General features: G+C 36.2%; 22 protein-coding genes, 1 tRNA gene, 1 pseudogene and 2 riboswitches. Of the genes and pseudogenes, 6 read left to right on the top strand and 18 right to left on the bottom strand.

Annotation, left to right across the window (positions count from 1 at the left end; translation table 11 throughout):
• The first annotated feature begins 26 nt into the window (after positions 1-26).
• Positions 27-1,853 (top strand): hypothetical protein, encoded by a 1,827-nt coding sequence (locus PATL70BA_RS11220; RefSeq protein WP_125137439.1) that lies wholly within the window; start codon positions 27-29, stop codon positions 1,851-1,853.
• Positions 1,854-2,046: 193 nt separating this feature from the next.
• On the opposite strand, the gene PATL70BA_RS11215 is transcribed toward PATL70BA_RS11220, so the two are convergent.
• Entirely contained in the window at positions 2,047-4,455 is a 2,409-nt protein-coding gene (locus PATL70BA_RS11215; RefSeq protein WP_125137438.1) for a glycyl radical protein, read from the bottom strand.
• Positions 4,456-4,790: 335 nt separating this feature from the next.
• Here PATL70BA_RS11215 and PATL70BA_RS11210 point away from each other — a divergent pair, with 335 nt between their 5' ends.
• Positions 4,791-5,696 (top strand): glycyl-radical enzyme activating protein, encoded by a 906-nt coding sequence (locus PATL70BA_RS11210; RefSeq protein WP_125137437.1) that lies wholly within the window; start codon positions 4,791-4,793, stop codon positions 5,694-5,696.
• A gap of 73 nt (positions 5,697-5,769) precedes the next feature.
• On the opposite strand, the gene PATL70BA_RS11205 is transcribed toward PATL70BA_RS11210, so the two are convergent.
• Positions 5,770-6,027 carry a CDGSH iron-sulfur domain-containing protein gene (locus PATL70BA_RS11205; protein WP_125137436.1) on the bottom strand — a complete coding sequence of 86 codons (258 nt, stop codon included), beginning with the start codon at positions 6,025-6,027 and terminating at the stop codon, positions 5,770-5,772.
• 408 nt (positions 6,028-6,435) lie between these two features.
• Here PATL70BA_RS11205 and PATL70BA_RS11200 point away from each other — a divergent pair, with 408 nt between their 5' ends.
• The 3 genes from PATL70BA_RS11200 (at position 6,436) to PATL70BA_RS11190 (ending at position 8,286) form a co-directional block, all read left to right on the top strand.
• On the top strand, positions 6,436-7,305 hold the full coding sequence (locus tag PATL70BA_RS11200) for an SDR family oxidoreductase (RefSeq protein ID WP_125137435.1): 870 nt from the start codon (positions 6,436-6,438) through the stop codon (positions 7,303-7,305).
• A gap of 10 nt (positions 7,306-7,315) precedes the next feature.
• Positions 7,316-7,993 (top strand): fructose-6-phosphate aldolase, encoded by a 678-nt coding sequence (locus PATL70BA_RS11195; RefSeq protein WP_125137434.1) that lies wholly within the window; start codon positions 7,316-7,318, stop codon positions 7,991-7,993.
• A gap of 219 nt (positions 7,994-8,212) precedes the next feature.
• Positions 8,213-8,286 (top strand) — tRNA-Lys (locus PATL70BA_RS11190).
• Positions 8,287-8,338: 52 nt separating this feature from the next.
• Here PATL70BA_RS11190 and PATL70BA_RS11185 read toward each other — a convergent pair.
• The 9 genes and pseudogenes from PATL70BA_RS11185 to PATL70BA_RS11160 all read right to left on the bottom strand — a co-directional run bounded on the left by PATL70BA_RS11185 (position 8,339) and on the right by PATL70BA_RS11160 (position 14,484).
• Positions 8,339-9,634 carry an MFS transporter gene (locus tag PATL70BA_RS11185; RefSeq protein WP_125137433.1) on the bottom strand — a complete coding sequence of 432 codons (1,296 nt, stop codon included), beginning with the start codon at positions 9,632-9,634 and terminating at the stop codon, positions 8,339-8,341.
• Between the two features lie 126 nt (positions 9,635-9,760).
• On the bottom strand, positions 9,761-10,714 hold the full coding sequence (locus PATL70BA_RS11180) for a class I SAM-dependent methyltransferase (RefSeq protein WP_125137432.1): 954 nt from the start codon (positions 10,712-10,714) through the stop codon (positions 9,761-9,763).
• A 165-nt stretch (positions 10,715-10,879) separates the two neighbouring features.
• Positions 10,880-11,551, bottom strand: a complete 672-nt coding sequence (locus PATL70BA_RS11175; RefSeq protein ID WP_243115907.1) for a tyrosine-type recombinase/integrase — start codon at positions 11,549-11,551, stop codon at positions 10,880-10,882.
• Between the two features lie 60 nt (positions 11,552-11,611).
• On the bottom strand, positions 11,612-11,890 hold the full coding sequence (locus PATL70BA_RS16630; protein WP_243115906.1) for a site-specific integrase: 279 nt from the start codon (positions 11,888-11,890) through the stop codon (positions 11,612-11,614).
• Positions 11,877-12,863 carry a tyrosine-type recombinase/integrase gene (locus PATL70BA_RS11170; protein ID WP_125137173.1) on the bottom strand — a complete coding sequence of 329 codons (987 nt, stop codon included), beginning with the start codon at positions 12,861-12,863 and terminating at the stop codon, positions 11,877-11,879. The genes PATL70BA_RS16630 and PATL70BA_RS11170 overlap by 14 nt, the downstream gene beginning before the upstream one ends.
• A pseudogene (locus tag PATL70BA_RS17015) lies at positions 12,863-13,018 on the bottom strand (tyrosine-type recombinase/integrase); the annotation flags it as partial. The pseudogene PATL70BA_RS17015 and the gene PATL70BA_RS11170, both read right to left, overlap by 1 nt.
• 61 nt (positions 13,019-13,079) lie before the next feature.
• The gene (locus PATL70BA_RS16810) at positions 13,080-13,340 is read right to left on the bottom strand and encodes a tyrosine-type recombinase/integrase (RefSeq protein WP_330510354.1); all 261 of its coding nucleotides are present in this window, start codon (positions 13,338-13,340) and stop codon (positions 13,080-13,082) included.
• 32 nt (positions 13,341-13,372) lie between these two features.
• The gene (locus PATL70BA_RS16620; RefSeq protein ID WP_243115905.1) at positions 13,373-14,071 is read right to left on the bottom strand and encodes a hypothetical protein; all 699 of its coding nucleotides are present in this window, start codon (positions 14,069-14,071) and stop codon (positions 13,373-13,375) included.
• A gap of 167 nt (positions 14,072-14,238) precedes the next feature.
• Positions 14,239-14,484 carry a MerR family transcriptional regulator gene (locus PATL70BA_RS11160; protein ID WP_172596218.1) on the bottom strand — a complete coding sequence of 82 codons (246 nt, stop codon included), beginning with the start codon at positions 14,482-14,484 and terminating at the stop codon, positions 14,239-14,241.
• A 277-nt stretch (positions 14,485-14,761) separates the two neighbouring features.
• Between PATL70BA_RS11160 and PATL70BA_RS11155 the strand changes: the two genes are divergently transcribed.
• The gene (locus PATL70BA_RS11155) at positions 14,762-17,548 is read left to right on the top strand and encodes a bifunctional diguanylate cyclase/phosphodiesterase (RefSeq protein WP_125137430.1); all 2,787 of its coding nucleotides are present in this window, start codon (positions 14,762-14,764) and stop codon (positions 17,546-17,548) included.
• Between the two features lie 63 nt (positions 17,549-17,611).
• Here the strand turns inward: PATL70BA_RS11155 and PATL70BA_RS11150 are convergent, their stop codons facing one another.
• The 7 genes from PATL70BA_RS11150 to PATL70BA_RS11120 all read right to left on the bottom strand — a co-directional run bounded on the left by PATL70BA_RS11150 (position 17,612) and on the right by PATL70BA_RS11120 (position 24,151).
• A complete protein-coding gene (locus PATL70BA_RS11150) occupies positions 17,612-18,571 on the bottom strand; it encodes a copper amine oxidase N-terminal domain-containing protein (RefSeq protein ID WP_125137429.1) in 960 nt (319 codons plus the stop codon).
• 104 nt (positions 18,572-18,675) lie between these two features.
• A riboswitch (cyclic di-GMP riboswitch) is annotated at positions 18,676-18,762 on the bottom strand.
• A gap of 82 nt (positions 18,763-18,844) precedes the next feature.
• Positions 18,845-20,110: an NAD(P)H-dependent oxidoreductase gene (locus PATL70BA_RS11145; protein WP_172596217.1), complete on the bottom strand. Its 1,266-nt coding sequence runs from the start codon at positions 20,108-20,110 to the stop codon at positions 18,845-18,847.
• Between the two features lie 200 nt (positions 20,111-20,310).
• Complete coding sequence (locus tag PATL70BA_RS11140) at positions 20,311-21,123, bottom strand: DODA-type extradiol aromatic ring-opening family dioxygenase (RefSeq protein WP_125137427.1); 813 nt, start codon at positions 21,121-21,123, stop codon at positions 20,311-20,313.
• 42 nt (positions 21,124-21,165) lie between these two features.
• The gene (locus tag PATL70BA_RS11135; protein ID WP_125137426.1) at positions 21,166-22,119 is read right to left on the bottom strand and encodes a cation diffusion facilitator family transporter; all 954 of its coding nucleotides are present in this window, start codon (positions 22,117-22,119) and stop codon (positions 21,166-21,168) included.
• Between the two features lie 42 nt (positions 22,120-22,161).
• Positions 22,162-22,261: riboswitch (NiCo riboswitch) on the bottom strand.
• A 211-nt stretch (positions 22,262-22,472) separates the two neighbouring features.
• Positions 22,473-22,808, bottom strand: a complete 336-nt coding sequence (locus PATL70BA_RS11130) for a hypothetical protein (protein WP_125137425.1) — start codon at positions 22,806-22,808, stop codon at positions 22,473-22,475.
• A gap of 155 nt (positions 22,809-22,963) precedes the next feature.
• Positions 22,964-23,281 carry a hypothetical protein gene (locus PATL70BA_RS11125; protein ID WP_125137424.1) on the bottom strand — a complete coding sequence of 106 codons (318 nt, stop codon included), beginning with the start codon at positions 23,279-23,281 and terminating at the stop codon, positions 22,964-22,966.
• A gap of 522 nt (positions 23,282-23,803) precedes the next feature.
• Positions 23,804-24,151: a cupin domain-containing protein gene (locus PATL70BA_RS11120; RefSeq protein WP_125137423.1), complete on the bottom strand. Its 348-nt coding sequence runs from the start codon at positions 24,149-24,151 to the stop codon at positions 23,804-23,806.
• Between the last annotated feature and the right edge of the window lie 18 nt (positions 24,152-24,169).

The following is a 24,169-nucleotide window of genomic DNA, read 5'->3' as shown; positions in this document are numbered from 1 at the left end:
CACGACCTAAGAAGGGAAAACTACAAATGCTGAAAAATTTTTTAGAACGTGCAAAAGCAGGCGATCCTGTGTATATCAACGATGTATCCAAATCTTTTTATGATTTGGATATTTCAAAAAGGTATAGTATACACTGCGTACTGACCTTATTGGAAAACAATGAAAAAAGGCTTTTTGATATGCATATCCCGCGTATGGACCCTCTAAATCAGGAAGAAGTGGATTTTATCAAGCACTATTTGTGGGCTGAAGTCTATAACATTCTTTCAGGTCTTGGCGGAATATCGATGCATGTGTTCATCGATAGGCAACACCTAACACTCAAGAAACTCATCAACGAGTTGAATGATGTCTTTCAGATTGACAAAAAAAGTTCCGAGAGATTCGGTTACGGAAAATGCATCAATGTTATTGATCGTATGATGGGAACGCTATGTCCACAGGAGCCTCCCTTCCGGTTCATCGTCGGTGATACATCCGATATGCCTAATATAAATACTGTTACTGAGTCTAACTATGAGGATGCGTCTTTATTTAGCACGGTCACGGAAGATTTGAAGGGCAAAGTAATCTGTGGCATGGACATAGGTGGCACAGACATTAAACTTGTTCTGGTAAAAGACGGCATTATAGATTGTTACAAAGAATACGATTGGTTCCCCGCTCTTTTTATGACTTCCAATCAATTGGTAGAACCGATCTGTTTACTTGTGAGATTACTGCGTGCAAAGATATCTTTAGATTCTAGTATTGAATTGACGCAACAAAAATCTTCGCTATTATCGGACATTGCTTCAGCTCTTGATAAAGAAGCAACCGATAGCCATATGTTAGATGTCATTTCAAAAGTAGAAAAATATCTACACGATGACATGGTCGAAATCGATGCCATCGGCTTATGTTATCCAGATGTCGTCGTTAATAATAAGGTCGTTGGGGGAGAATGCTATAAAGTTAGAGGGATAAGAAACAATGCTGCTATTAATTTTGAGAAGGATTTCTTAAATCTCACTCATCTAGATACCAGCCTTCACCAACTCATCAAAAAAGACGGTGTTGTGAATATTATTAATGACGGTCCTATGGCGTCTTTTACAGCCGCCGTAGAAATAGCAGCGTCCATGCCATCCTCCGTTGTCACAAAAGGTGTCTTAGCTTATACTTTAGGAACAGAGCTTGGGACCGGTTGGGTAAAAGGTAATGGTTCAATACCAAATATACCGCTCGAAATCTATAATCTGATCATCGATCTTGGTAGTTTTGTCGAAAAACAATACCACTCTGATGATATAAGAAGCATTAATAATTTTAACACCAACCTGCCTGGAACCATTCAAAAATTTTGTAGTCAAAGTGGTGTTTTCAGAATGGCTCTAAAGTATTTCCCAAGTGAACGTCCGGATCTATTTAAAGAGTTACTTGAAAAAGAATATGTTGTCGAAAAAGTCATAGATGGTCAAAAGGGCTATTATGTCCCCACAGAGCCGAGAGATCAAAGAAAAGCTTTTTTAGAGCATATGATGTCACTACCGGACCGCGAAAATGACGAGACCAATGAAAAAATCTGGAGGAACATTGGCGTTTCACTGGCGATCACTTACCTTGAGACAGATAAAATTATACAACTTGGCGCACCTTACCTTATAGCCTTCGGAAGATTGGTTAAGAACAGTCATTGCTTCGAACTCATCAAAGAAGGTGTCAAAAGCATTAGCGATGAGATCTTACTAGAAGTTGCAGATGCCACCATGGCTAACACACCCTTAATGCAACAACTGGAAAATAACGCCCATTATACTGTAGCTCAATTCGCTCAAGCCATCGGAGCTGTCTACTTTGCTAATCAATCATAAGTAACACTCTATTATATTGAAGCAAATAATAAATGTCGTGTTCACCAGACATTTATTATTTTGCAAAAAAAATGAACATAAACCATATCCCATATTTGCTACAGAAAGTAGCCAGGACTATGAAGCTTATGTTCTCAAAGAAATATATAAGAACTTATGATGGGTAAGGTATTACTTTCCTAATGGCTTGCTACTATAGTGTTTGTTCTGTTCTACCAATAATATCATCCTGTGTCTTTTTCGATAATACGTTAAAGAAAGCGCTATAACCTGCTATACGAACAATCAAATCTCTATGGTCATCCGGGTGAATCTGTGCATCTAACAACGTTTCCTTAGAAACAACATTATACTGTACATGAAAGCCATCCAGTCTATTAAAGAATGTTCTTAATAAGGATATTAATTTGGTTTTATCCGCTTCGGATGATAGCAACTGTGGGTTGATTTTTTGATTTAACAAGACACCGCCGGTAATATCTATTGTAGGAAGTTTCGATACTGATTTGAAAACAGCTGTTGGTCCGTTCTTGTCCATCAGGTGACAAGGTGCACACCCTTCTGCCAAAGGCTCTGTTGCGTTTCTGCCATCCGGCGTAGCCATTGTTCCATTTCCTTGTCCAACGTTGGCCGAAATAGAAGATGTACCGCCATAGTAATTTCCACCAATGGGTCCTCTACCATAACGTGTATTCTTATATTTTTTTATTTCTTTAATATGAGTGACATAGGCATCTCGTATTAAGTGATCGACATAATCATCATCATTTCCAAATTTTGGTGGTACATCCTGAAGAATCTTCTGAATCTTTCTGCCTTCTTCACCTTCAAAATCATGCATTATAGCATGCCATAATGCCTCCGGTGTTATAAGTTCATCTTCAAATACACATTTTTTAATCGCCGACAATGAATCTGCCAAATTGGCAATGCCAACTTGTAAGTCAGATATCATATCATAGACAGCGCCACCTTCTTTTAAGCTTAGTCCGCGCTCAATGCAATCATCTGTTAAAGCAGAACATAATACGTCCATTGTGTTTAATTCCAAACAACGGTCAACCGCCGCATCTATAATAACTTGTTGTTTTGTGAATTCTGATATTGTTTTTTCCCAAGCTTTTTCCAAATCTCCATAACTTGTATAATCAACAAATTTTCCTGCACCCTCCATGAGTTTCACGCCTGTTTTGGGATCAGCACCATCATTCATAGCTATGAGTAATGTTTTGGGATAATTCAAAAAGCTCATCCCCGTACATCTATACCCCCATTTCCCAGGTACAGCCACTTCTACACAACCGATGGCACTGTAGTTATAAGCATCCTCTTTTGAGACACCTTTGTCTATTAATGATTTAATGATGACTTCATCACTGTTAAAAGCCGGCATGCCTGTTCCAAGTTTCATTAATTCTATAGCTTCATTCATAAATCGCTCATCCAAACCTGAAAAATAACGAATCGTCAAATTGGGTTGAGGTAAATGTGCTTGAGCAACTGATCTGATAATCATATAAGAAAGTGGGTTAACAGCATCTTTGCCTTCTGCCGTTTGACCGCCGATTGTTACATTTTGGTATAACGGGCTTCCGGCTGAATACTGTGTATGGCTCCATGAGCGAATTTTGTTGATTGTATAAGTCTTTATCCACAGATTTGTCAATAATTCACATGCAAATTCTTCACTTATAATACCATCATTTAGATCCTTTTTATAATAAGGATACAGATATTGATCCATACGTCCATAAGAAAGTGAATGCCCATTGCTTTCAATCTGCAGTACTAGTTGTATGAGCCAAACCGACTGAACCGCTTCATAAAAAGTTTCAGCTGGATTGTAAGGTACTTTTTTTAAAATTCTAGCAAGTTCTCTTAATTCTTTTTTTCGATCTTCAGTACCAGCTTCTTTCGACATAGCTTCTGCTAATTCACTGTATCTTATCGCAAACTTTTTAACAGCATCAATAGTAATCAAAATGCCTTTATAAAAGTGTAGTTTTTCTTGGTTTTTATAATCCGTTAAGTCTAAGCTATTGATTTTTTCTGCGACACGATCCTCGTACCCTTTTAACCCTTGGCTTAATACTTTTTCATACAAAACAGCTATATGCGCATCACCTGAGGTTATGTTTCCTTCTGCTTTTATGATGCCATAATCATAAAACAACCGGCTTAACTCCGGCATAGAAGCCAAAGCTTTCTCTTTGATTGTTTTGCCTTTCCAGTAGGGTTCTAATTCTCTAAGTATTTGCTTGTTGTCTTCAGTGATGTGAAAAACATCACCATCACGTTTTTCAAACAAGTCAAGTTCGTTTACAACCCAGTCCATAGCATATTCGGGAAAAATTGGGGCAGCACAATTTGAAGAAGCTTGATTACCCGCAAGCAAAGTTTCATCTTCGATATAGATACTCATATTCCCAAGGATTTTTTCTAACATTAGAGCTCTTTTTATGGCTAGAGGTTGAGCCTCATTATTCTTATATACCTCAGTAGTGAAGATCGCCCGCTCCGTACACACCCACCTCGTAATATCTAGGACGTCTTCTCTATATTTTTTCATTCGTTTTGTCATTTCACCAAAATATCGATTCATTGTTTCCTCCAATCCTAATATTTCTAATTTTCCTACGACAGATTCTTAAGTATATTATAGCACTAACTTTCATATGTGTCCATTATTAGTTTCATATGAATGTTAATGTATGTCATATAAAGTGTTCTTTGTTTGCCTTGTAAAAGTAGCCTTTTAGGTGCTTTTGATCTAATTTTAAGAGTTCAGCGTTATTAAAACGTAACTTTTTATATTTTATAGTCATTAATGTTTGCGAAAATTTCTTTACGCAATTCCAAAACTTTCTTTTGAAACTTTTATTGGTTTCATGTATAATATAAATATAAACGTTGAAGTGTCATTTACGGAGGTTCGATATGCAAGAAAGCAAAGGCATGGTATTTAACATACAAAAATTCAGTCTTCACGATGGCCCGGGTATAAGAACTGTTATATTCTTTAAAGGTTGCCCATTGCATTGTCCTTGGTGCTCGAATCCGGAATCACTCAGCAAAAATGTTCAAATCACTTGGAATAAAAACACTTGCACAGGCTGCCATGATTGCATTCGGGCTTGTCCTGAAAAAGCAATAAAATCAGTGGATGAAAACATTGTTATCGACGAAGACTTGTGTACCGGTTGCTTATTGTGCACACAGATATGTCCTACAAATTCTCTCGGTTTTGAAGGCAAACTTTACAGCATTGATGGGATCATGAAAGAAGTATTAAAAGATACGCCTTTCTACGAAGAAAGCGGCGGTGGTATAACTTTGTCCGGTGGAGAAGTACTTCTACAAGCAAATTTCGCTACCAAACTCCTTAAAACAGCAAAAAAACACCACATTCACACAGCCGCCGAAACCACTTGTTATACCGATCAAGATACTTTTAATAATTTCATCCAATACCTTGATTTGTTGTTATGTGATATCAAGCACTATGACAGCGATAAACATGAAAAAATCGTAGGTGTACCGCTCAACAACATCCTCGATAATATTCGACTGGCCGTATCACAAAAAAAAGAAATTATAGCACGTATACCTGTCATTCCTGATTTCAACTACAGTATTGATGATGCCGAACATTTCTGTATGCTTTTAAAGTCACTCAAAATACGCAATGTAAACTTATTACCTTACCACAACTATGGTGAAAACAAGTACGCTTTACTCAACAAACCCTACCCCATGGCAGGATATGATCCCATCCATAAAGACGATCCCGAATACATAGATTATGTTAATGTTTTTAAGCATCATGGTTTTGTCGTTTCCTAGAGAAAATAAAAGGCTTTGAGCATTCGCCCAAAGCCGTATTGATCACATTTAACATATCGAATTCTTAGTTACTTCAAAACTTTTTATGTGTTTTATCACAGTAAGGTGGTGTTTTTGTTTGTTTACAGGTACATAAGAAAAACGTGTTGCACACTTCAATGGTTTCATTTTTTTCGGCTGTAAATGCCAGCGGCGCAAAACCCTCACACTCATGAGATCCATCGCAAAAAGGTTGGGTTGAACTTTTCCCACAGGCACACCAATGATAAGTTTCTCCAGCTTTAAGTTCCACTTCCATTGGTGATTTTATTTTATCTTGTTCGTTATCCATAATTACCACTCCTCTTTATGTTTGCACATTATTAGTTTTAAGTATTAGATTAAATGATGGTTGTCAAGATTACTTTCTTTTCACCCTTGTATAATATCACCCCAATCGATACAAGTCAAGATTTTGTTATTGTTTATTATGTATTTATATTGTTTTAATTATTTTTAATTTTAGCATTTTTCACTATTTTATGTCCTACATCGTACTATTACTTTAATTTTTATTATTAAATATCACTATAACAGAAATATATAATGTATCCCAAAATTAACTTCTCTAGATTTAAGTTGATTTTTCCTTATACTGGTGATATATTGATACCTAATGATAAACAACAATAACAAACAAGATTTCCACTTTGCCTTATAACTAACACTATAAACCATTAAGTATAAAGGAGAAATAAATATGAAAAAAATACTATTAACCGGTGGGTTAGGTTTTTTCTGTACTCGGTTCACTCAAAAATACCAGCATACTTTCCAAATACTATCTACAGACAAAGATGATCTGGATATTACGAATGAAAGTAGTGTGACCGAGACCTTTAAAATGTTTAAACCGGATTACGTCATTCATGCAGCAGCTATAGCCGTTACGGATTTTTGTAATGATCATCCTGAATTGGCTTACAAAATCAATGTTCAAGGCGCCTTAAATGTTGCAAAAGCCTGCAAGGCAGTAGGCGCTAAAATGGTTTTCATAAGTACTGAACAAGTATTTAACGGCAACCCAGAGCCCGGCCCTTATACCGAAGATGTTACACCAATTCCGGATACAATCTACGGGCAAAACAAACTTGAGGCTGAACATTTACTTCAAGATCTGATTGAAGATCTTTGGATTCTACGTTTCACTTGGCTCTTTGGCTTACCTGAACGTGATTGCAATATTAATCCGAATATACTTTGGAATACACTTAATCTTGCTTTAGAAGGAAAGAAGACTAAAATTACCACCCATGAATATAGAGGCTTAACTTATGTTCATGAAATCATTGATCAATTCCATAAGATCTTCACACTCCCCTATGGTTTATATCATATCGGCAGCCATAACAACGATAGTCGATACCATATCAGTGAATATATTTTATCCTCACTTGGACTTAATGATCGCATTCATGACTTAATCGAAAAGGATGAAACCAAATTCAAAGAGCACCCTAGAGATGTCCGCCTTAATACCGGCAAAATAAGAAGTTATGGTTTTGACTTTTCAGATACCAAAGTAGCCATTGACAAATGCATCCAAGAATTCCATTTTAACATGAGATAAGGAGGCATCTATGTTATATCTATTAGATACTGCTAACCTAGCTAATATAGAAAAAGCGTTTGATTTGTACCCAATGGATGGTGTTACTACCAATCCAACCATCATAGCAAAAGAAAACATTGATTTTATTGAGCATATTCTAAAAATCAGGTCCATTATCGGTCAAGATGCCATGATTCATGTTCAAGTACTTGGCAGCACAGCTGTAGAAATGATTGAAGAAGCCAACAATCTACTGGACAAAATTGGCGGTAACTTGTACATAAAAATACCCGTTACTTCTCAAGGGATTAAAGCGATGAAACATCTTCATAATGCAGGTGTAAAAATTACTGCAACCGCTGTTTTTACGGCACTCCAAGCTTTGGTGGCCGCTAAGGCCGGCGCTGATTTTGTTGCCCCCTATGTGAACCGTAGCGACAATATTAGTAGTGATGGTGTCGGTATGGTTGGTGAAATAGTAGATCTCTTGAAAGCCTATAACTTTACAACAAAAGTACTTGCCGCATCCTTTATGAATGTTCAACAAGTACATGCATCTATGAAAGTAGGTTCTCATGCAGTCACCCTGAATCTTGATACTTTTGAGAATTCAATCCGACATCCCTTGACTGACTCAAGTGTTGATCAATTCGTCAAAGATTGGGAAGATATCTACGGTAAAGACAAAACAACTTTCAATTTATAATACTGCATCTATGATTGAAGGACAAAACGCCAATAAGTCGAAAGCTATAATGCTTCTACTTATTGGCGTCTTTTAATTTACTTATTCTTTGTATTACTATTGCAACTTATTTCTTCAAGTAAAGGGATGATTTCCACATTCAAAAATACGCGTATCAACACGAAAATGAAGATTGACAAACATAGTTCACAGGGCTAACATATGAGTAATCATACTTTTGCGCCATTAGCTCAGATGGCTAGAGCATCGGACTCTTAATCCGGGTGTCCAGGGTTCGAATCCCTGATGGCGCACTTTCTAAGTATTCCTTTAATTAAAAAATGAATAAAGTATACGCATAGTATGCTATTCAATTATTTTTTCATTTAAGACCATTCTTTTTTGTTTTTTTAATTGCAACAGCAAAAAGATACTGTAAGAAAATGCGATGCTTGCACCAATAACTGGTATGATGACGATGGGTAATACATTAATCAATAGACCTGAAGTGATTATGGCTAAAGGCAATATGACTTTTACCAGACTCATAATTAAGCTCAGTACCCTTCCTAATAGCTTTTTAGGGATCTCCTTTTGTAATATAATCATGATTGGTACATCCACGTAAGCGATTGCAATACCCATCAATATATTAATGGTCGCGTAAAAAATAAGATTATTGCTGTTTTTCAGATTCAATACAATCGGTAATCCAATTAAACCGGCAAGTAGTGCAATAAAGGCATTCATTGAAATTAATAGTTTTCTAAATTCTATCTTACCCATGACCTTCTCAACTGTAAGCGTTCCAAGAATCAAGCCAACAGGAAACATACTGTTGATGAATCCAAAGCTTGCGGAAGGCATCTTTAGCAATTGGTTAATGATATACGGGGCCGGTACATTCACAGAAAATCCCAGCAGAAAATTAAGAGAAACAAATACAAAAAAGAGCTCTAGAATGGAACGGTTGCGTGAAAAAAAGTTCCACCCTTCTTTTAGATCTTTTGAAAATTCTTTTGTACTTTTACCGATTTCTGCTTCTTTAATTTCAACTTTTTCTTCATTAAGTTCATAGTCAATAAACCATTCCGTCACTGCAGAAAAAATAAAAGAAACGGCATTGAAAAGTATAAATAAGTGTATATCCACAAAGGCAAAAACCATGCCACCAATAATTGGCCCAAGTATAGAAGCTGATGAATCGATGAGTTTGCTTAAGGAATTGAGCTTAATTAATCTCTCGGATGTTACCAGCGACGGCTTTGCCGCTTCCATGCCAATCCCAAAGAATGTTGTAAAGATGTTCAGCAAAACTGTGGAGATATATATAATGGCTAAATCTAATGTCATGGTTAAGGCATAAAAATAGAGGACTGTAAACAATATCCCACTTAAGAGATCCATACCAACAACAAGCCATTTTTTTGGCATTCGATCCGCTATCACCCCTGCAATCGGACTCATGATGACCAATGGAATAATGCTTAGCATTAGTGTCGTCGCGTAATTTAGAGCTGAACCGGTTATTTTTAATACATAAAGCCCGATTGCAAACGTATAGATGGATGATCCAAGTATTGATACGGCTTTACCTGAGGTGAATAGATATAGATTATAACGTTCATAACTGCTTATATTTCCTTTTACCCTGGTTTCCATTTTACATGCCTCCTTGTCTAACCTAAGTGTACTACCTAGGGTCAACACAAGGTCAAGTGCATAGTTCGGACAAATAACAACCTATTTTCAGCAAAAAAATATAAACCATTGGGTCATCCCAATGGTTTAATCAATTTTTTTACCACTATATAAGTAAGTGCGTACTTTCTCTCCATCTACAAAATAATCTTCTAGAGGACCACCTTTCTCAACCGGTTCTGATATAAAGTCATCTAAACATTCATAGTTTAATGCTTTTAAATAAGATTGAATATACTTGATATCAAAACTCTTTCGATGGGTAGTAGGTATCCTCGATTGTGCAACGAAATTTTCAAATACAATATAACCACCATGGATATGAGCACTCTCTTTTAATAAATGGTCTATTTTATCTAATAAAAAGTCTGTATGTTCAAAGGCATAGTTACTTGAGCCTGACATATCAAGTAACATATCAGCAGAATGGGGCTTTAAAGGCAATTTTGTAAAGTCAGCACATATGAAAATGACTTTGCTCCTTGTTTGACTTCTTTCGATTACTTTTTTCAGCCACTTGATCTTTACAGGGTCATGATCCACGGCTATATAGGTACCGCTGTCCGGAAAAAGTTCCAACATGTGACGCATAAAATAGCCATGTCCGCTCCCCAGTTCTAGAATAATAGCGTTCTCTAATATAGTAAATGGAATATGTCTAGAAGACCACTGAAGTCCTGCATGAATCTTTTTTAGATACTCTATATCTGTGGTATTAATGTATTCATCTATAAAGCTCTCACTGTATTGGCTGTCATCAGTATTTTTTTTATTCTCATGTGTGTTCATGATTATATCCGGTGTGTAAACAATGCCATCTTCAATACGTAACTGGTAATTGCATTGACATGTCAAAGTAGCTTCGACCAATATCCCCTGCTGTATATTTCCCTCCGTGATCTCAAAAGATGCTTGACAAACCGGACAAGCAAACAGTTCCAGAGAAGCAATGGTAATGCCCATAGTTTCTCTTCTTGTCGCTTGATCTTCTTCTATTTTAAGTCGCATTTCTATAATCTCATTATTTAGATTGTGTTTCATTTTACTCAGTCTGTCTATTTCTAATTCAATATGTTCTTTCTTTTTTTCAAAAAAGGAGGTATATGTTATGGAAAGTTAGTTATTATGCAAAGTTGAATCCATATAATACTGATTTTAGTAGTGTATGGATTCATTTAACTTTACATAATTTCAGGTGATTAACACCTAAAGTGATTTTAGCCAATCAAGTAAATCTTTGTTTTGTTTCCAAGGGGGCAGTTCTTCATTAGCTGGACTATCATAGGCTTCTGTTAAGGCTTTTCTCTTCATTTTTTCATCTGCTCGAGCATAGATTTCAGTCGTTGAAATATCTGAGTGCCCCAACAAATCTCTGATATATACAAGATTTACCCCTGATTGAAGTAAGTGCATTGCCTTACTGTGTCTCAACCAGTGTGGTGTGATTTCACCTGTAATACCTTCAATACCATGAAATTGAGCTTGCTGTGCATACTTTTTTAGAATATAAGTGACTCCTGCCCTTGTTAATTGTTTATTACTTCTGTTGGTAAAAAGAGGATAACGACTATAAACCGGTGAAGTTAATCCTGAACCAGATATATAGTGACGAATTAACTCGCCAGTCGGTGTCATAACAGGAACAATTCTACTTTTTCCACCTTTTCCAGTCAGAAGTACAGTGACTGTATCATTTAGTGTGATATCACCAACTTTAAGATCGACAAGTTCCTGTACCCGAGCTCCTGTGTCATATAAGAGAGATAACACAACAGCATCACGCTTCCCTTGAATGGTTCTTCGATCAGGTTGCTCAAGTAATCCCTTAACACTTTCTAGTGGTAAGTATAAAAGAGGTCCTTTATCCGTCTTTTTCATTGGTATTCCAAGTATTTGTTGCCCTTGTTGAATGTACTGTGGTTCCTCAACCATTAAAAGCTAAAAAGAGTGAATTGCAGCAAGTCTTTGATTCCTAGTTGTAGCTTTACAATGGCGTTCATCTTCAAGCCATTGCAGATATCGAACAATTAACGCTCTATCCACTTTCGAAACTGTAAGCTTTTCAGGATAAAGTTGTTCAGAATCTCGACAGTATCTAAGCAGTAAAGAAAAAGAGTCCCTGTAAGATAGCTGTGTATTACGTTTGCTTCCCACTTGACTGGGTAAATATTGCATTAAGAACTGAGTCAGATAATGAGCAAAATCAGTTTCCTTCATAAGCTACCTCTGGAATGACGAATGCACAGGATGATTCTACTCTTTTTATTAAATCCGGATACACCTCAGCGGTCAAGCGTAGATATTTTGCTGTAGCACGTACTGATGTATGTCCCATATATGTAGATAGAATTGGAAGCATAGCTGAGAGGTCTACTTCATTCTCAATCCATTTTTGTAGAACATGAACAGCAAAAGTATGCCTAATATCATGCAAGCGCGGTCCTTTGCCTTTACCACCGTGAGAAATTCCTGCTGCATCTAAATATCGTCTGTATCTTTGATAGACAGTCATCGTACTAATCATTGTTCTATCCGGTGCAAGAAAGAAATACTCATTATCTTTCTCCCACCAAATTTTTTCTGCGTAGTCAATGCAGGATTGGTTAACAGAATCAGACAGCGGAATTAATCGATCCTTATCTGTTTTTGCCTCACGAATTGTAAGGATACCATCTTCTAGGTTAACATCTTTATACTTTAAGTGAACAACCTCTGATACTCTAAGGCCACATCCGTATAAGATACGAAAAATAACAGGCAATGCCAAGTGCATATTTTTAGCTACTTCCCATGGTTCTGTCTCATCAACGGCTTGAAGCACGGCATTTATCTGTTCGCGTGTAAAAATGTAAGGAACAAACGAATCACGAGTCAGCCCTTTTATCTCAGGGATCACATAAGCCTCATAGCCAAGATGATTAAGATAAATAGCAAACTGTCTTATACAAGTGATACGATGAGATCGAGTACTTGTAGCTTCTCCTTCTCTTGGTGAAATCCATTCTTCGGCAAGCGAACGAGAAATCTCAGGTTTAACAATTCCCCTTTTTTGACTAAAACGACAGAATCGAGATAAGCACTTTGTTTCACTTTCATATTTAAATCCTAAACTTCTTTTGAACCTAATAAATTCTTCTGCAAGGTTGGAAAACACGCCTATCATGATTGGAGCTCTTTTTAATCTAGCCATTAAATAACCACCTCCAATGCACATTTGCGTAGCTCTGTGATATTAATCCTAAGATAGGTCAAGGTGGTTTCAGTGTTTGTATGACCTAAGATTTCAGAGATTACAGGTAGTGGAATTTCATGCTCCAATAAACGACGGGCAAGGCTGTGGCGGAGTACATGCGAGCCTTTCTTTTCCCTTCAAGATGGATACCGCTTTTTAAAAGATGGTATCGAACTAGGGCACCAACAGCTCCTGGGTTAAATTCTGTGTATGGCGGTACCTGCCTGATAAAACATGATCAGATTCACTTTTTGGTCGTGCGCCTTTTAGATAATGGATCATAGCTTCTCCTACATCTTGAAGAAGTGGAAGCTCTAAGGGATTACCTGTTTTCATTTGTGTTAACCGGATAAGTTCATTTTCCCAATCTATGTTGGTGAATCTTAGATTTGCCACATCACTGCTACGTAGACCAAGTCTGGCAATTAATAGAATTATGGCATAGTCACGAATTCCACAAGGATTACCTAAATCAATGGAGCTAAGTAACTTTTGACTTCCTCAGCGGAGTATGTGGACGGAAGACGGCTTTTTCTGTTGTAATAAGGATTTGGTAGTTTAGAAAACATTTCTTTTTTCATGAATCCACATTCATAACAATACTTCAGATAATAGCGAACCGCTCTCATGGTATGGTTAATCGTTGGTTTTTCATAACAAGATAGGGAACCCATAAAACTAAATACATCTTTTATTGCGAGCTGCTCTATTCTTACCATATTTTTTCGTATTAGGAATGCGAAGAAACGTTCAAGATAAAGACTAAACGTTCGATTAGTTTTGTCTTTAATGCCTGTTTTACTTCTATAAGATAAGTATGCTTCTGCACTTTCTTTGTATCCATCAGGGAATGAATACGTTCTTTTATCCATCGCTAAATATAGGTAGACATTACCTGATAACTGGTATTCAGACATGGCGTTAATGCTTCGAGAATATGTAGCACACCATTTCTTTTCTTCAATCTTGGAAGACATAGAATAATGATCTTCTAAAAACTGAAGTCCAAAATCCATGCTAAAGGAATCAACATTTTTGTCTTTAGCGTAAAGTAAAAGTTGCTTGGAAAGAGTTTTAAAAACATTTTTGTAATAGTTGGAAGCACCTGCCTGGTCCAAAGCTTCCTTAGTTCGATTCACAAGTTCTTTTAAAGATAGATTTCTCATTTGATTTACCTCCTGCTTTTGAGAGTACGTTATTTGTTACTCTTTTAGCGTGATAGATTATGGAAAGTAAATCAATAGCCAATATCCCTATTTATGTAGAATTTCGTATTCAACTTTGCATAATGTATAACTTTTCATAACCCACATTATGTGAAGCTTCACATAATTTAGATCAAACGTCGATCATAACCCGTCAGTTTGCCGATTCTTCTAAATAAAATCAATTGTTGAATCTCAGACAATGTAAAGCCTATTTGTTTAAGCTGAGTTATTTCATGAAAATCCTGGGCACAGTTTTCATCAAAATCATATTGAGCCTTTTGTTTTTCCGGTACCAGTAATCCCATAGACATATAATGTCTTATGGTATCTATACTGGTATTGTTTTGAACTGCAAATTGTCCTATTCTCATATGCTTCTCCAAAATACTAGTATAACCCAGTGGTTGGCAGATATTTCTTGTCTCAATTGTAATTATAAAGAAAGCCTTCATTAAACACAAGCATAATAGCAATTCACCCTTTTATACTTAAGATAAATACTTTCCTAAAGATATCATGAAATGATTAGTATTATGTGGAAAGTGAATTCGTTCCATGCTAAAATAGATTTAGCATTAAGTTCTTCGAAAGTTATTAAAAAAATGAGCTGTGTTTTAATAATGTTTTTAATAATACAAGGAGGCGCACATGTTTAAAAATCTAAAAATGCAAATACTTTTCTTGTTCCTTCTTATTAGCGTTATTAGCCTCATTTTATTTGGAGCCTTTACCCAGTATTTTGGCTCTCGTCTCTTAACTGCCAGCACTTTGGAGCGAAGTGAATTTGCCGTCCTTGCCATGAAACATGAGTTTGAAAAAGGGATTGATGAATCTTATAAGGTCATTAATGTCCTCGAGTTCACACTACTTGATTATTTAAAAAACAATCCACCTAAAGACAAAGATGATATTGACCTTCTGATGGATTGGCTTGAACCTACCATCCGGCAACAAGCTCAAAGTCAAAACCAAAGTAAAACTGCATATATCTACATGAACCCCGAGCTTTATAATTATGCTATAGACATCTATTATGCTGACCAAGATGGAAACGGTATTGTCACTCGACAGTCTACCTTACCTAATGATTATTTTGCATCCGGACCCAATGCTTTAGATGACAAATCCTGGTGGTTTGGGCCGATTGAGACCCAAGGTGACTTTTGGACACAACCTTATGATTGGGTTCTAGACAACGGAGAAACCATCCGTTTTATTTCTATAACACGACCCATCTACTATGAGGGGGAACTTTTTGCGGTTATTGGTACCGATTTGGCCTATGAGATTATTGAAAAGCGTGTCCAGGATTATGCCGAGTATAATCTTGGAACCTCATTTCTTCTAAATACCCAAGGCGAAACTATGATTCCAAATAACAGTCTTATCTCTAGAGAACTTTTTGATGAGGACCACCTTCTTTTTACCTCCGAGCTTTCCAATGGGTGGACACTTGGTATGTCCACTTCTAAGAAACAAATATACGCACCACTTTGGAGATTCCAACAATTGTTGTTAATCATCGGGCTGGCTGTTATGCTCTGTGTCTCCATACTATCTCTATGGTTTAGTAAAAGCGTCACTGCACCCCTCAAACTCATAGAACATGTGATTAACACTGCCCAAGGTAATCTATATGCCATTGACCTGCCTGAATCTCTGGGTAAACGAAAAGATGAAATCGGTGCATTGGCACGTGCTCTCGACCAGATGAATCGCCAACTTCAGACAGATCTTATGACGATTGAGTTTAAAAATCTCGCCTTAAACAAGGAACAATCCAAGCGTAAAAATATTGAAACCAGACTACAGCTTATAACAAAGACACTTGAGCATTCTGATAATGGCATCTTCATTACAGACGAGAACTACCGCATCTTATATACCAATAAAACATTTCACAGCATTACTGGTTATCAAGATCAGAACCTTGATTTAGATTTATTAACTGCCGGCATACACCTAACAGATAAACAAAAACATATACTTACCACCAAAGGCCTTTTACAAGGAGAATTCGAGCAAAAGCGTTTAGGTGATATGCTCTATCCTATGCAGCTGTATATCACAAGGATTGTTGACGAGGCTACTTATTATCTAGGTCTTTTCAAAGATATTTCAGAACAAAAAATAAAAGACCAGCATCTGAACTATCTTCGTTTCTATGACTTTGCCACTCAGTTACCAAATAAGGTCCTGTTTCAAGAAAAAATAGATGTTCTCTTACAAACCAATACCGAATCATCTTATGTCTGTCTCCTAATTAATATTGACAACTTCAGAATTCTTAATGGGCTTATCGGTACTGAGGCTTGTGATCAGCTCATCAAGCAGTTTTCCGACCGTTTGCTTCAATATGAACACCCGCATGACCTGATTGCTCGAACCGAGGGGGATGAATTCGGCGTTTTTTATCAACTTGATCTTGATGAAATTATCCTCAACCATCTTACTTTTCTCAAGAGACACCTTACTAAACCCTATTTGCTCAATGATGAATTACATTATATTACTGTAAGTTTCGGCTTTTCTTGCTCGCCCGAAAACGGTGCAACCGCTGAAAAACTGCATAAAAATGCAAGCATTGCCCTGAATCATGCAAAGAACAACGGTAAAAATCAGATTGTTAAATATGAGGATGCCTTTGAATCTATATCTGCTGAAAACTATGAACTCCTAAAACATATGCGTTTTGCACTTGAACAAAATGAATTGTATTTACATTTTCAACCGCAAATCAATGTACATAGCAAACACGTTGTTGGTGTTGAAGCCTTATTGCGTTGGAAGCACAATGATCAGTTGATCTCTCCGGCTCAGTTCATACCTCTCGCTGAGCAGACCAGGCTCATCATTCCTATTGGTGAGTTTGTTCTTAAAGAGGCTTTTAAGCTTGCAGAAGATTTCTACAAATCTAATACATCCATTGTTGTTGCTGTCAATATTTCTGCCGTGCAACTCAAATGGGATTTTTTATTCGCACAGGTTATGCGCTTAAAACAAGTCTATACCTTTCCTAATGCGTTCATTGAATTTGAGGTCACCGAAAGTCTTCTCATAACAAACGAAGATGAAGCGATTGATGTCATCAAAGAATTAAAGCGCATGGGCTTTCTCATCACCATTGATGACTTTGGCACAGGATATGCCTCCCTTAGCTACTTAAAACGTTTCCCCTTTGAACGTATTAAGATTGACCGCAACTTTATTAAGGATTATCCCCAAACAGATGATGGTAGCATAGCAAAGCTGATTATTAATCTAGCAAAAAACTTGAATATCGAAATCGTTGCAGAAGGCATTGAAACCTTAGATCAATTGGAGTTCTTAAAACAACATGATTGCAATATAATACAAGGGTTTTATTTCTCTAAACCTTTGTCCAAAGAAGACTTATTTGCCTATATACATAAACTAAGTCTTTCAAATACATAAGTGCCTATTGTATTAAATCAAGAGGAGCTGAATGATCTCATTCAGCTCCTCTTGCCTATGCTACTATATTTCGCTATCGACTACTTCAGTATCTTCTTCTGTTGTATCCTCTTCTGTTGTATCCTCTATTACTTCATCTTCAGTGTTGTCCTCATCAACTTCTATCGTTTGAGCGTCTTCATCCCATGCAACAGTAAGTCCTAGGTTTTCTGCTATAAATCTTAAAGGCACCATAGTTCTATTATTCATTACACCTGCTGGTACATCAATAGTAGCTTCTACATCGTTGACATAGGTTATGTTGTTTAATAAGTCAAAAACAATTGTCTTGCCATCTTTTACGATTGTCACAAGCTTCTCTTCACTGTTCCATGTTACGGTAGCACCCATAGCTTCAGTTATAGCTCTAACCGGAATAAGGGTTCTACCTTCTTTTATAACCGGCGGAGTATCAAACTTGACATCTCTATTCTTAAAAAATACATTTTCTACCGGAATGGATCTCATATTTTTCTGATTATTGAAGCTTTTATAGACTTCTTGTAACTGGCTCAGTTCTTCTTCTGTATACTTACTTCTTGCAATCTGCTTCATAAGCGCAAGCTTATTCTTCATCTCCATTTTGTAAGTATCTTTTTCAACTTTCAATGCTTCAAGTTCAGCTCTCAGACTTTCTATTAGTGCTGTATCACCAGCTTCTTCCGCTGTTTCAAGTTGTGCTTCTAAATCATCAAGTTGATCTTCTAGACTATCTTTTAATTCTTCTAGCTGGTCTTTCTCTTGTTCAAGAAGTTGCTTTTCAAGCTTCCAAGCATTTTTCATTTCTTTACTCTTGCCTTTTCCATTACTACGATCTTCTTCATCTTCATCATCTACATCTTCATCTACATCTTCTGTCACTTCTTCTTCAAACTCACTGTCAGGTGATGTTAGGTCAGTGTCTTCTGCATAGGATACCGCAGAAAATCCAAGTGTTAATACAAAAATCATAAGCATTGCTAATACCTTATTGAATTTTTTCATTTTGCTTCCTCCTTAATGAATGATTGGTTTCGTCCAACAGAGCGCAAAAAAAGCTCTGAAAGGATTGCCAAACAGAGCTAATACATGTTCCTGTATTTTCAGTATTTGGTAACCCGGCTACCTTGGTTGATATTACCTTAAGGCCCGTGGCTTTGCGTCCCCAAATTTCCTTGGGTTTGCCTTTATCATATTACTTGATATTTTTATTACTTGTAATTGAAGTATAATATTTTTATTCCATAATGTCAATAGCTCTTAATGACCCTTAATACTTTATTCTGTGGGCGTATAAGGCTGATCAAAGCTCTTTTTCATAACACCGTTCTTCTTAAGCTGCATATTCCAATAGAAGTTCATAATACCTGTCCATTTAAGTGATTTATATATGGTCTTCCAAGTTCCTGTGAGTTTATAAGGCTTCTTAAATTCATCTACAATCTCATAATCAAAGACACCTTTTTCTATATAAGATGCTCCAAGCTCTTTGATTTGATTGATGAGTTTGGCGAGGGAATTCTCTGGTCGAATCTGTATACCTTCCATGCCGCCCTTAATCAACGTTCCACCATAAACAGCATTTAACCTAGTGGGTAGATGTGCAAGATACGGCAATAAATAAGTCGACTGGTAACTTTCCATGAAACCTGACTGAACAAAGAAAGCCATTTGAACGGTGTCCTTTTCTTGTAGTGGTGTGAGTTTTTCAAAAAACTTCATGACGATGCCCGGCATACTATGAACATATAACGGAAAAACAAAGATATGCCTGGTATGGTTCCAAAAATCTTCCGCCCATAAGTCGTGATTCTTTTGCAAGGCTAGATGCCGCACTTCGTATGCATCTTCTAACAGTCCTTTAGATTTCATACCTTCTATGATATGCTGAATCAATATTAAACTATTGCTTTTCTTACCACGAGGAGAACCATTATAAATAATGACTTTTCCACGATTTGGTCTTTGTAACGCTTGCCATGGCATGTCCTGCTGCGGTTCTCTATGCTCAAGGGTTTTTCTAATAACTTTATGTTCCTTAAGCATCCATCTTCCGGCAGTGATCCTGAAATGATGTGCCATTCTATAACAGTAGTCTTCAATAATTTGATTCTCAATAGAGGTTAGTCCATCTTCTTCATAGTAAAACTCCAGTTCTGGATATTTCTCATAGCGGTAAACGTGCATCATTTCACCCTGAATAATGTCAATATATGGATGGTACAAAGGAATGAGACGATCTATAAAGGTCTTTACATGACCGGTTAAGAATCCATTGCTTGTGGGGAAAAGAAATACCACTTTGTCAGAGGCCATAATCTTCTCATAGTAGAAAATCATATCATCATTATGCACACAAACCCCAGGTGTCTTGACCCAGCACTTCCAACATCCTACACAGTCATTCACGTGTGCATTTTCTACTGATATTATTTCTGTTTTCTCCTGTCCATATGTTTCATTGAGTGTTTGTATAACGGATTCAATTGATTTACCTTCTGTATAATGGTCTTCTGTACAAAAATTAAAAACGGTAATAGTCACTTCTCCCACTCCTTCTAATGATTCATTTTTTTGATTTATAAGACAACGCAACATAAGGACTCATTCTATTGCATCAAGTATATTTTATCATATATTCTAACTATAGGTACTGACAAGATACAAGATAAAGTATGAAGAAAATAAGAGTTAGATATTGGAACATGATAAATCTTATAATGCCCCAGAGATTGTCATTAAATCTAAAACCACAAAAATGCTGTAGCTCTTTTCCTCAGGATATAGTTGTCAAATACTTTTGTCCCAGTATCCTCAGATAGTCCAATACACACTAATAGTGGTAGCAAATGTTCTTCTCGTGGATGACAATACCTTGCGTTTGGGAAGCTTTCCCAATTTATAAAGTCTTCCCACTTTTTATTTTCATTCTTTTCATGGCAACATACTTCTATAAGTTTATCTTGAAACTCACTGTTTTTTGGATCTTCTATATTTTTTCCCTCAAGGAAAAATTGTTTCATATTGTGAAACGAAAACCCGGAACCAATAATCAAAACATTTTCTTCAAGAAGTGGTCTTAATGCCTTGCCAATACTAAGATGTATTAACGGATCAAGACTGTGGTGTAACGAAATCTGTAAAACAGGTATATCCGCCTTAGGATACATCATACTTAAGGGAATATATGAACCATGGTCATAAGGCCTATGATTATCTAGGCGACATTCAATACCGTTCTTCTTAAAAATCTCGGCTATTTTCAAGGCTTGATCATGATCTCCTTTACAGGGATATTGAATGCTGTATGCAGCTTCTGGAAAACCATAATAATCATATACCATCTCAGGTTCCATACCACTCTGAATTGTGACTGTGTCTTCCTCCCAATGCGCACTAAAAACAATAATTAAGTCCGGTTTCTTAATACTATTTGGTAGCTCTCTCATAAATTGAATCATTTTATCATGAGAAGCGTCCTTAAGTAGGGGTAGAGGACCACCACCATGCGAAAAATATATAACCTGTCCATTATTTTTTGAAGGCTCTTCATGCATAATATTTCTCCTATCTCTATCATAAATACATTATATCATGACTTACTGGTTTATTAGTCTAACCATAATACTATCACTATCTGATGCCTTATTGGGCTCTAAATGAAAAGTGATAATGCTTCTTCTTCCAAAATAATACCTCAATTTTTGCTCAAGAGCATCTGAGACTGCATGTGCATCATATAATGAAATGTCTTTATCAAACTGCAAATGTGCTTCAATAGCCACTTTATTCCCTATACGTCTCGTTCTCATATTATGATAGTTCAAAACATCTATCGATGCATCAAATAAATTGGTTATATACTTTATCTCATCTTCATTAAGGGATGCTTCTAATAACTCATTTACTGCAGGCACCATGATTTTAATGGCAACAATAATGATAAACATACTGACCAATATGGCTGTGATAGGATCCAATATTGTCCATTTCTCTCCTAAGAAATAGGCACAACTTATTCCAAAAAGTGTTCCAATAGAAGAAAACGCATCTGTTCGATGATGCCAACCATTCGCTATAACTGCTGGAGACTTTATTTTCTCTCCTACGCCTTTTGTATAACGATATAACATTTCTTTTGTGATAATTGAGATTATCGCAGCCAATACTGCTATTATACCGGGTCTGGCTATAATTTCATTTTCTACCAAAACACCATAAACATTTATTACACCTTTTTGTAAAATTCCAAAGCCAGCAAAAAACAATACTAATCCAATAATAACAGTTGCAAATGTTTCATATTTTTCATGTCCGTAACTATGCCCTTCATCTGCAGGTTTTTCTGTGAATTTGAAACCAACGAGCACAACAATATCTGTAAAAAAGTCAGAGAGTGAATGGATACCATCTGCAATCATAGCAGAACTATGCCCTAATATTCCTGCTCCTATTTTAGTGATTGTCAGTACCGTATTAACAAAAAATCCAACCCACGTCACCTTCCTTGCTTCGCTATTTCGTATTTCATCAATTACGTCTTGATTGTGCATACTGTCCTCCTTAAAAACCAAAAAAGCACATGTGTAGAACATTACTGTCCCACAGATGTGCTTTTACCATAATCTGCTGTCGCCATTGGCAACCCGGCCCTATGAACTCAAGTCGGTTCATCGCCTGTTCAGTTTAATAATCATCTCATAAATATTTGCTTTTAAAAATTATAAACAATAAAACTCTATTCGTCAACCTAATTACGTATTATTTATGATATTTACGGAATATATGAACTCCTTTAGCGTCTTAATCATTACTCAAGTTTATAATTTATAAGGTAGAATATGCGGCATTTAAGTTTTTTTCAGTAGTAAAACCTTCAGTCAATTATAGAACTATTTTACTCGTCTTATCTTTCAACATCTGTAGTGCCTTCTTCTCCTTCAACATCGTCAACGCGCTTGCCCATTGTATCCGTATTGCTTTTTGAATAATCTTCAAATTTACTATTGTCCTTCGTTCTCTGTTTGTCTTTTCCTTCTATGCCAGTTGTGCCTTCTTCTCCTTCAAATTTTTCATCGCGCTTGCCCATTGTATCCGTATTGCTTTTTGAATAATCTTCAAATTTACTGTTGTCCTTAGTTCTTCGTTCGTCTTTTCCTTCTATGCCTCTTGTGCCCTTTTCTCCTTCAAACTCTTCACTACGTTTGCCCATTGTATCTGTGTTCTTAAATTTATTTTCCATAATTTCTCCTTTCGATCATTGAATAACTTACCATATATATGGATGATTATTCGGTTATATTGTAGTAATTTCATAAGCTACCATTGATTAAGTTCCTCTTTCCTATTAAATTGAATTCATTCTTATTAAACCTCCAATCTTATTTATATGTTGATTCATTCAACGGCTGTATCCGGATGGCTTTTTGTATAGTGTTCGAATTTGCTTCCTTCTTTAATTCTTGCCTTGTCCTTGCCTTCTATAACTGTTGTACCTACTTCTCCTTCATAGTCGATAATACCTTCTTCATGCCTGTGTAATTCTATTGTATCTGGATGACTATCGGTGTAATGCTCAAACATGCTTCCTTCTTTAATTCTTTCCTTATCTTCTCCTTCTATACCTGTTGTGCCTACTTCCCCTTCAAAATCGATAATATCTTGGTCAAGTTTGTGTTTTTCCATAGTATCCATATTTCTAATTTTAGTTTTCATACTTTTCTCCTTTCACATGAATAATTAACGTTAGCTCACGAAAAATTATTCAGATTTTTTTACGTTTCATTAGTTCTTTTACTTATTATGTTTAATAAGTCTTCCAGTCACTACCTATAATATTATTGAGGCCATTACTCATAAACGAATCTGAATGTTTGACTTTTGTCTTAATCTGATCACATCTTGCTTTATTATATGAATATTTTTGATATGAAATCGCCTCCAATACAAAAAACCGACCATAAGGCCGGTTACGCTATTCACTCTCATATGACCAAAGCGTCCAAATTAGATCATATGGTCTTAGAATCCCAATTGTGTTTCACTAAATCAAATTATATTCTACTTATATTATACACTAAAACTACAAAAAAAACAAGTTTATCCGTTTTATATGTTGCATTAACACGTGTTTAGTGTTATAATTATTAGTTTAATTTAAGCAAAAGAAACCCTTGAAAATAGCCTTAATAACTATTTTCAAGGGTTTCTTTTGCTTAAATTAATTTTCTGGTCATATTAAACATTCGCATCCGTTGCAAAAGCCTCTGAACCCATAGGTGAAATTGTAACAAAAAGACGTAATACTTCTTCACCACAGTTTATAACTTGCAGGCTTTCAGGTCCTTCAACTTGCATTAACTCTCCAACTTGCAATGAGGTTTCATTGCCATCGGTTATAACTTTTGCATTGCCTTCCATAACTTGCAGGAAAAGCGTTGACGTAAGATGTGTATGTCCTGGTAATATTTCACCTTTTGCAATATTTAGAACGAACGCAATTACATTATCACTTTTTGAAAGCATACGTTTGGATATTTTCCCCTCTGGCTCATGAAAGTAATCCTTAAAAACAAACTTTTTCATTATTAATCCTCCTTAAAA

Source organism: Petrocella atlantisensis, assembly GCF_900538275.1.
Lineage (GTDB): Bacteria > Bacillota > Clostridia > Lachnospirales > Vallitaleaceae > Petrocella > Petrocella atlantisensis.
Note: the sequence above shows the minus strand (reverse complement) of the source record. Positions and strands in the feature narration are given on the sequence as shown.

Coding starts and splice junctions, on each gene's coding strand:
- PATL70BA_RS16620 (WP_243115905.1), bottom strand. CDS start 14,071: ATGAGAAATCTATCTTTAAAAGAACTTGTGAATCGAACTAAGGAAGCT.
- PATL70BA_RS11135 (WP_125137426.1), bottom strand. CDS start 22,119: ATGCACAATCAAGACGTAATTGATGAAATACGAAATAGCGAAGCAAGG.
- PATL70BA_RS11160 (WP_172596218.1), bottom strand. CDS start 14,484: ATGAGAATAGGACAATTTGCAGTTCAAAACAATACCAGTATAGATACC.
- PATL70BA_RS11200 (WP_125137435.1), top strand. CDS start 6,436: ATGAAAAAAATACTATTAACCGGTGGGTTAGGTTTTTTCTGTACTCGG.
- PATL70BA_RS16630 (WP_243115906.1), bottom strand. CDS start 11,890: ATGAAGGAAACTGATTTTGCTCATTATCTGACTCAGTTCTTAATGCAA.
- PATL70BA_RS11205 (WP_125137436.1), bottom strand. CDS start 6,027: ATGGATAACGAACAAGATAAAATAAAATCACCAATGGAAGTGGAACTT.
- PATL70BA_RS11125 (WP_125137424.1), bottom strand. CDS start 23,281: ATGAAAACTAAAATTAGAAATATGGATACTATGGAAAAACACAAACTT.
- PATL70BA_RS11210 (WP_125137437.1), top strand. CDS start 4,791: ATGCAAGAAAGCAAAGGCATGGTATTTAACATACAAAAATTCAGTCTT.
- PATL70BA_RS11150 (WP_125137429.1), bottom strand. CDS start 18,571: ATGAAAAAATTCAATAAGGTATTAGCAATGCTTATGATTTTTGTATTA.
- PATL70BA_RS11140 (WP_125137427.1), bottom strand. CDS start 21,123: ATGCATGAAGAGCCTTCAAAAAATAATGGACAGGTTATATATTTTTCG.
- PATL70BA_RS11185 (WP_125137433.1), bottom strand. CDS start 9,634: ATGGAAACCAGGGTAAAAGGAAATATAAGCAGTTATGAACGTTATAAT.
- PATL70BA_RS11155 (WP_125137430.1), top strand. CDS start 14,762: ATGTTTAAAAATCTAAAAATGCAAATACTTTTCTTGTTCCTTCTTATT.
- PATL70BA_RS11175 (WP_243115907.1), bottom strand. CDS start 11,551: ATGAAAAAGACGGATAAAGGACCTCTTTTATACTTACCACTAGAAAGT.
- PATL70BA_RS11180 (WP_125137432.1), bottom strand. CDS start 10,714: ATGAAACACAATCTAAATAATGAGATTATAGAAATGCGACTTAAAATA.
- PATL70BA_RS11215 (WP_125137438.1), bottom strand. CDS start 4,455: ATGAATCGATATTTTGGTGAAATGACAAAACGAATGAAAAAATATAGA.
- PATL70BA_RS11130 (WP_125137425.1), bottom strand. CDS start 22,808: ATGGAAAATAAATTTAAGAACACAGATACAATGGGCAAACGTAGTGAA.
- PATL70BA_RS11170 (WP_125137173.1), bottom strand. CDS start 12,863: ATGGCTAGATTAAAAAGAGCTCCAATCATGATAGGCGTGTTTTCCAAC.
- PATL70BA_RS11195 (WP_125137434.1), top strand. CDS start 7,316: ATGTTATATCTATTAGATACTGCTAACCTAGCTAATATAGAAAAAGCG.
- PATL70BA_RS11220 (WP_125137439.1), top strand. CDS start 27: ATGCTGAAAAATTTTTTAGAACGTGCAAAAGCAGGCGATCCTGTGTAT.
- PATL70BA_RS11120 (WP_125137423.1), bottom strand. CDS start 24,151: ATGAAAAAGTTTGTTTTTAAGGATTACTTTCATGAGCCAGAGGGGAAA.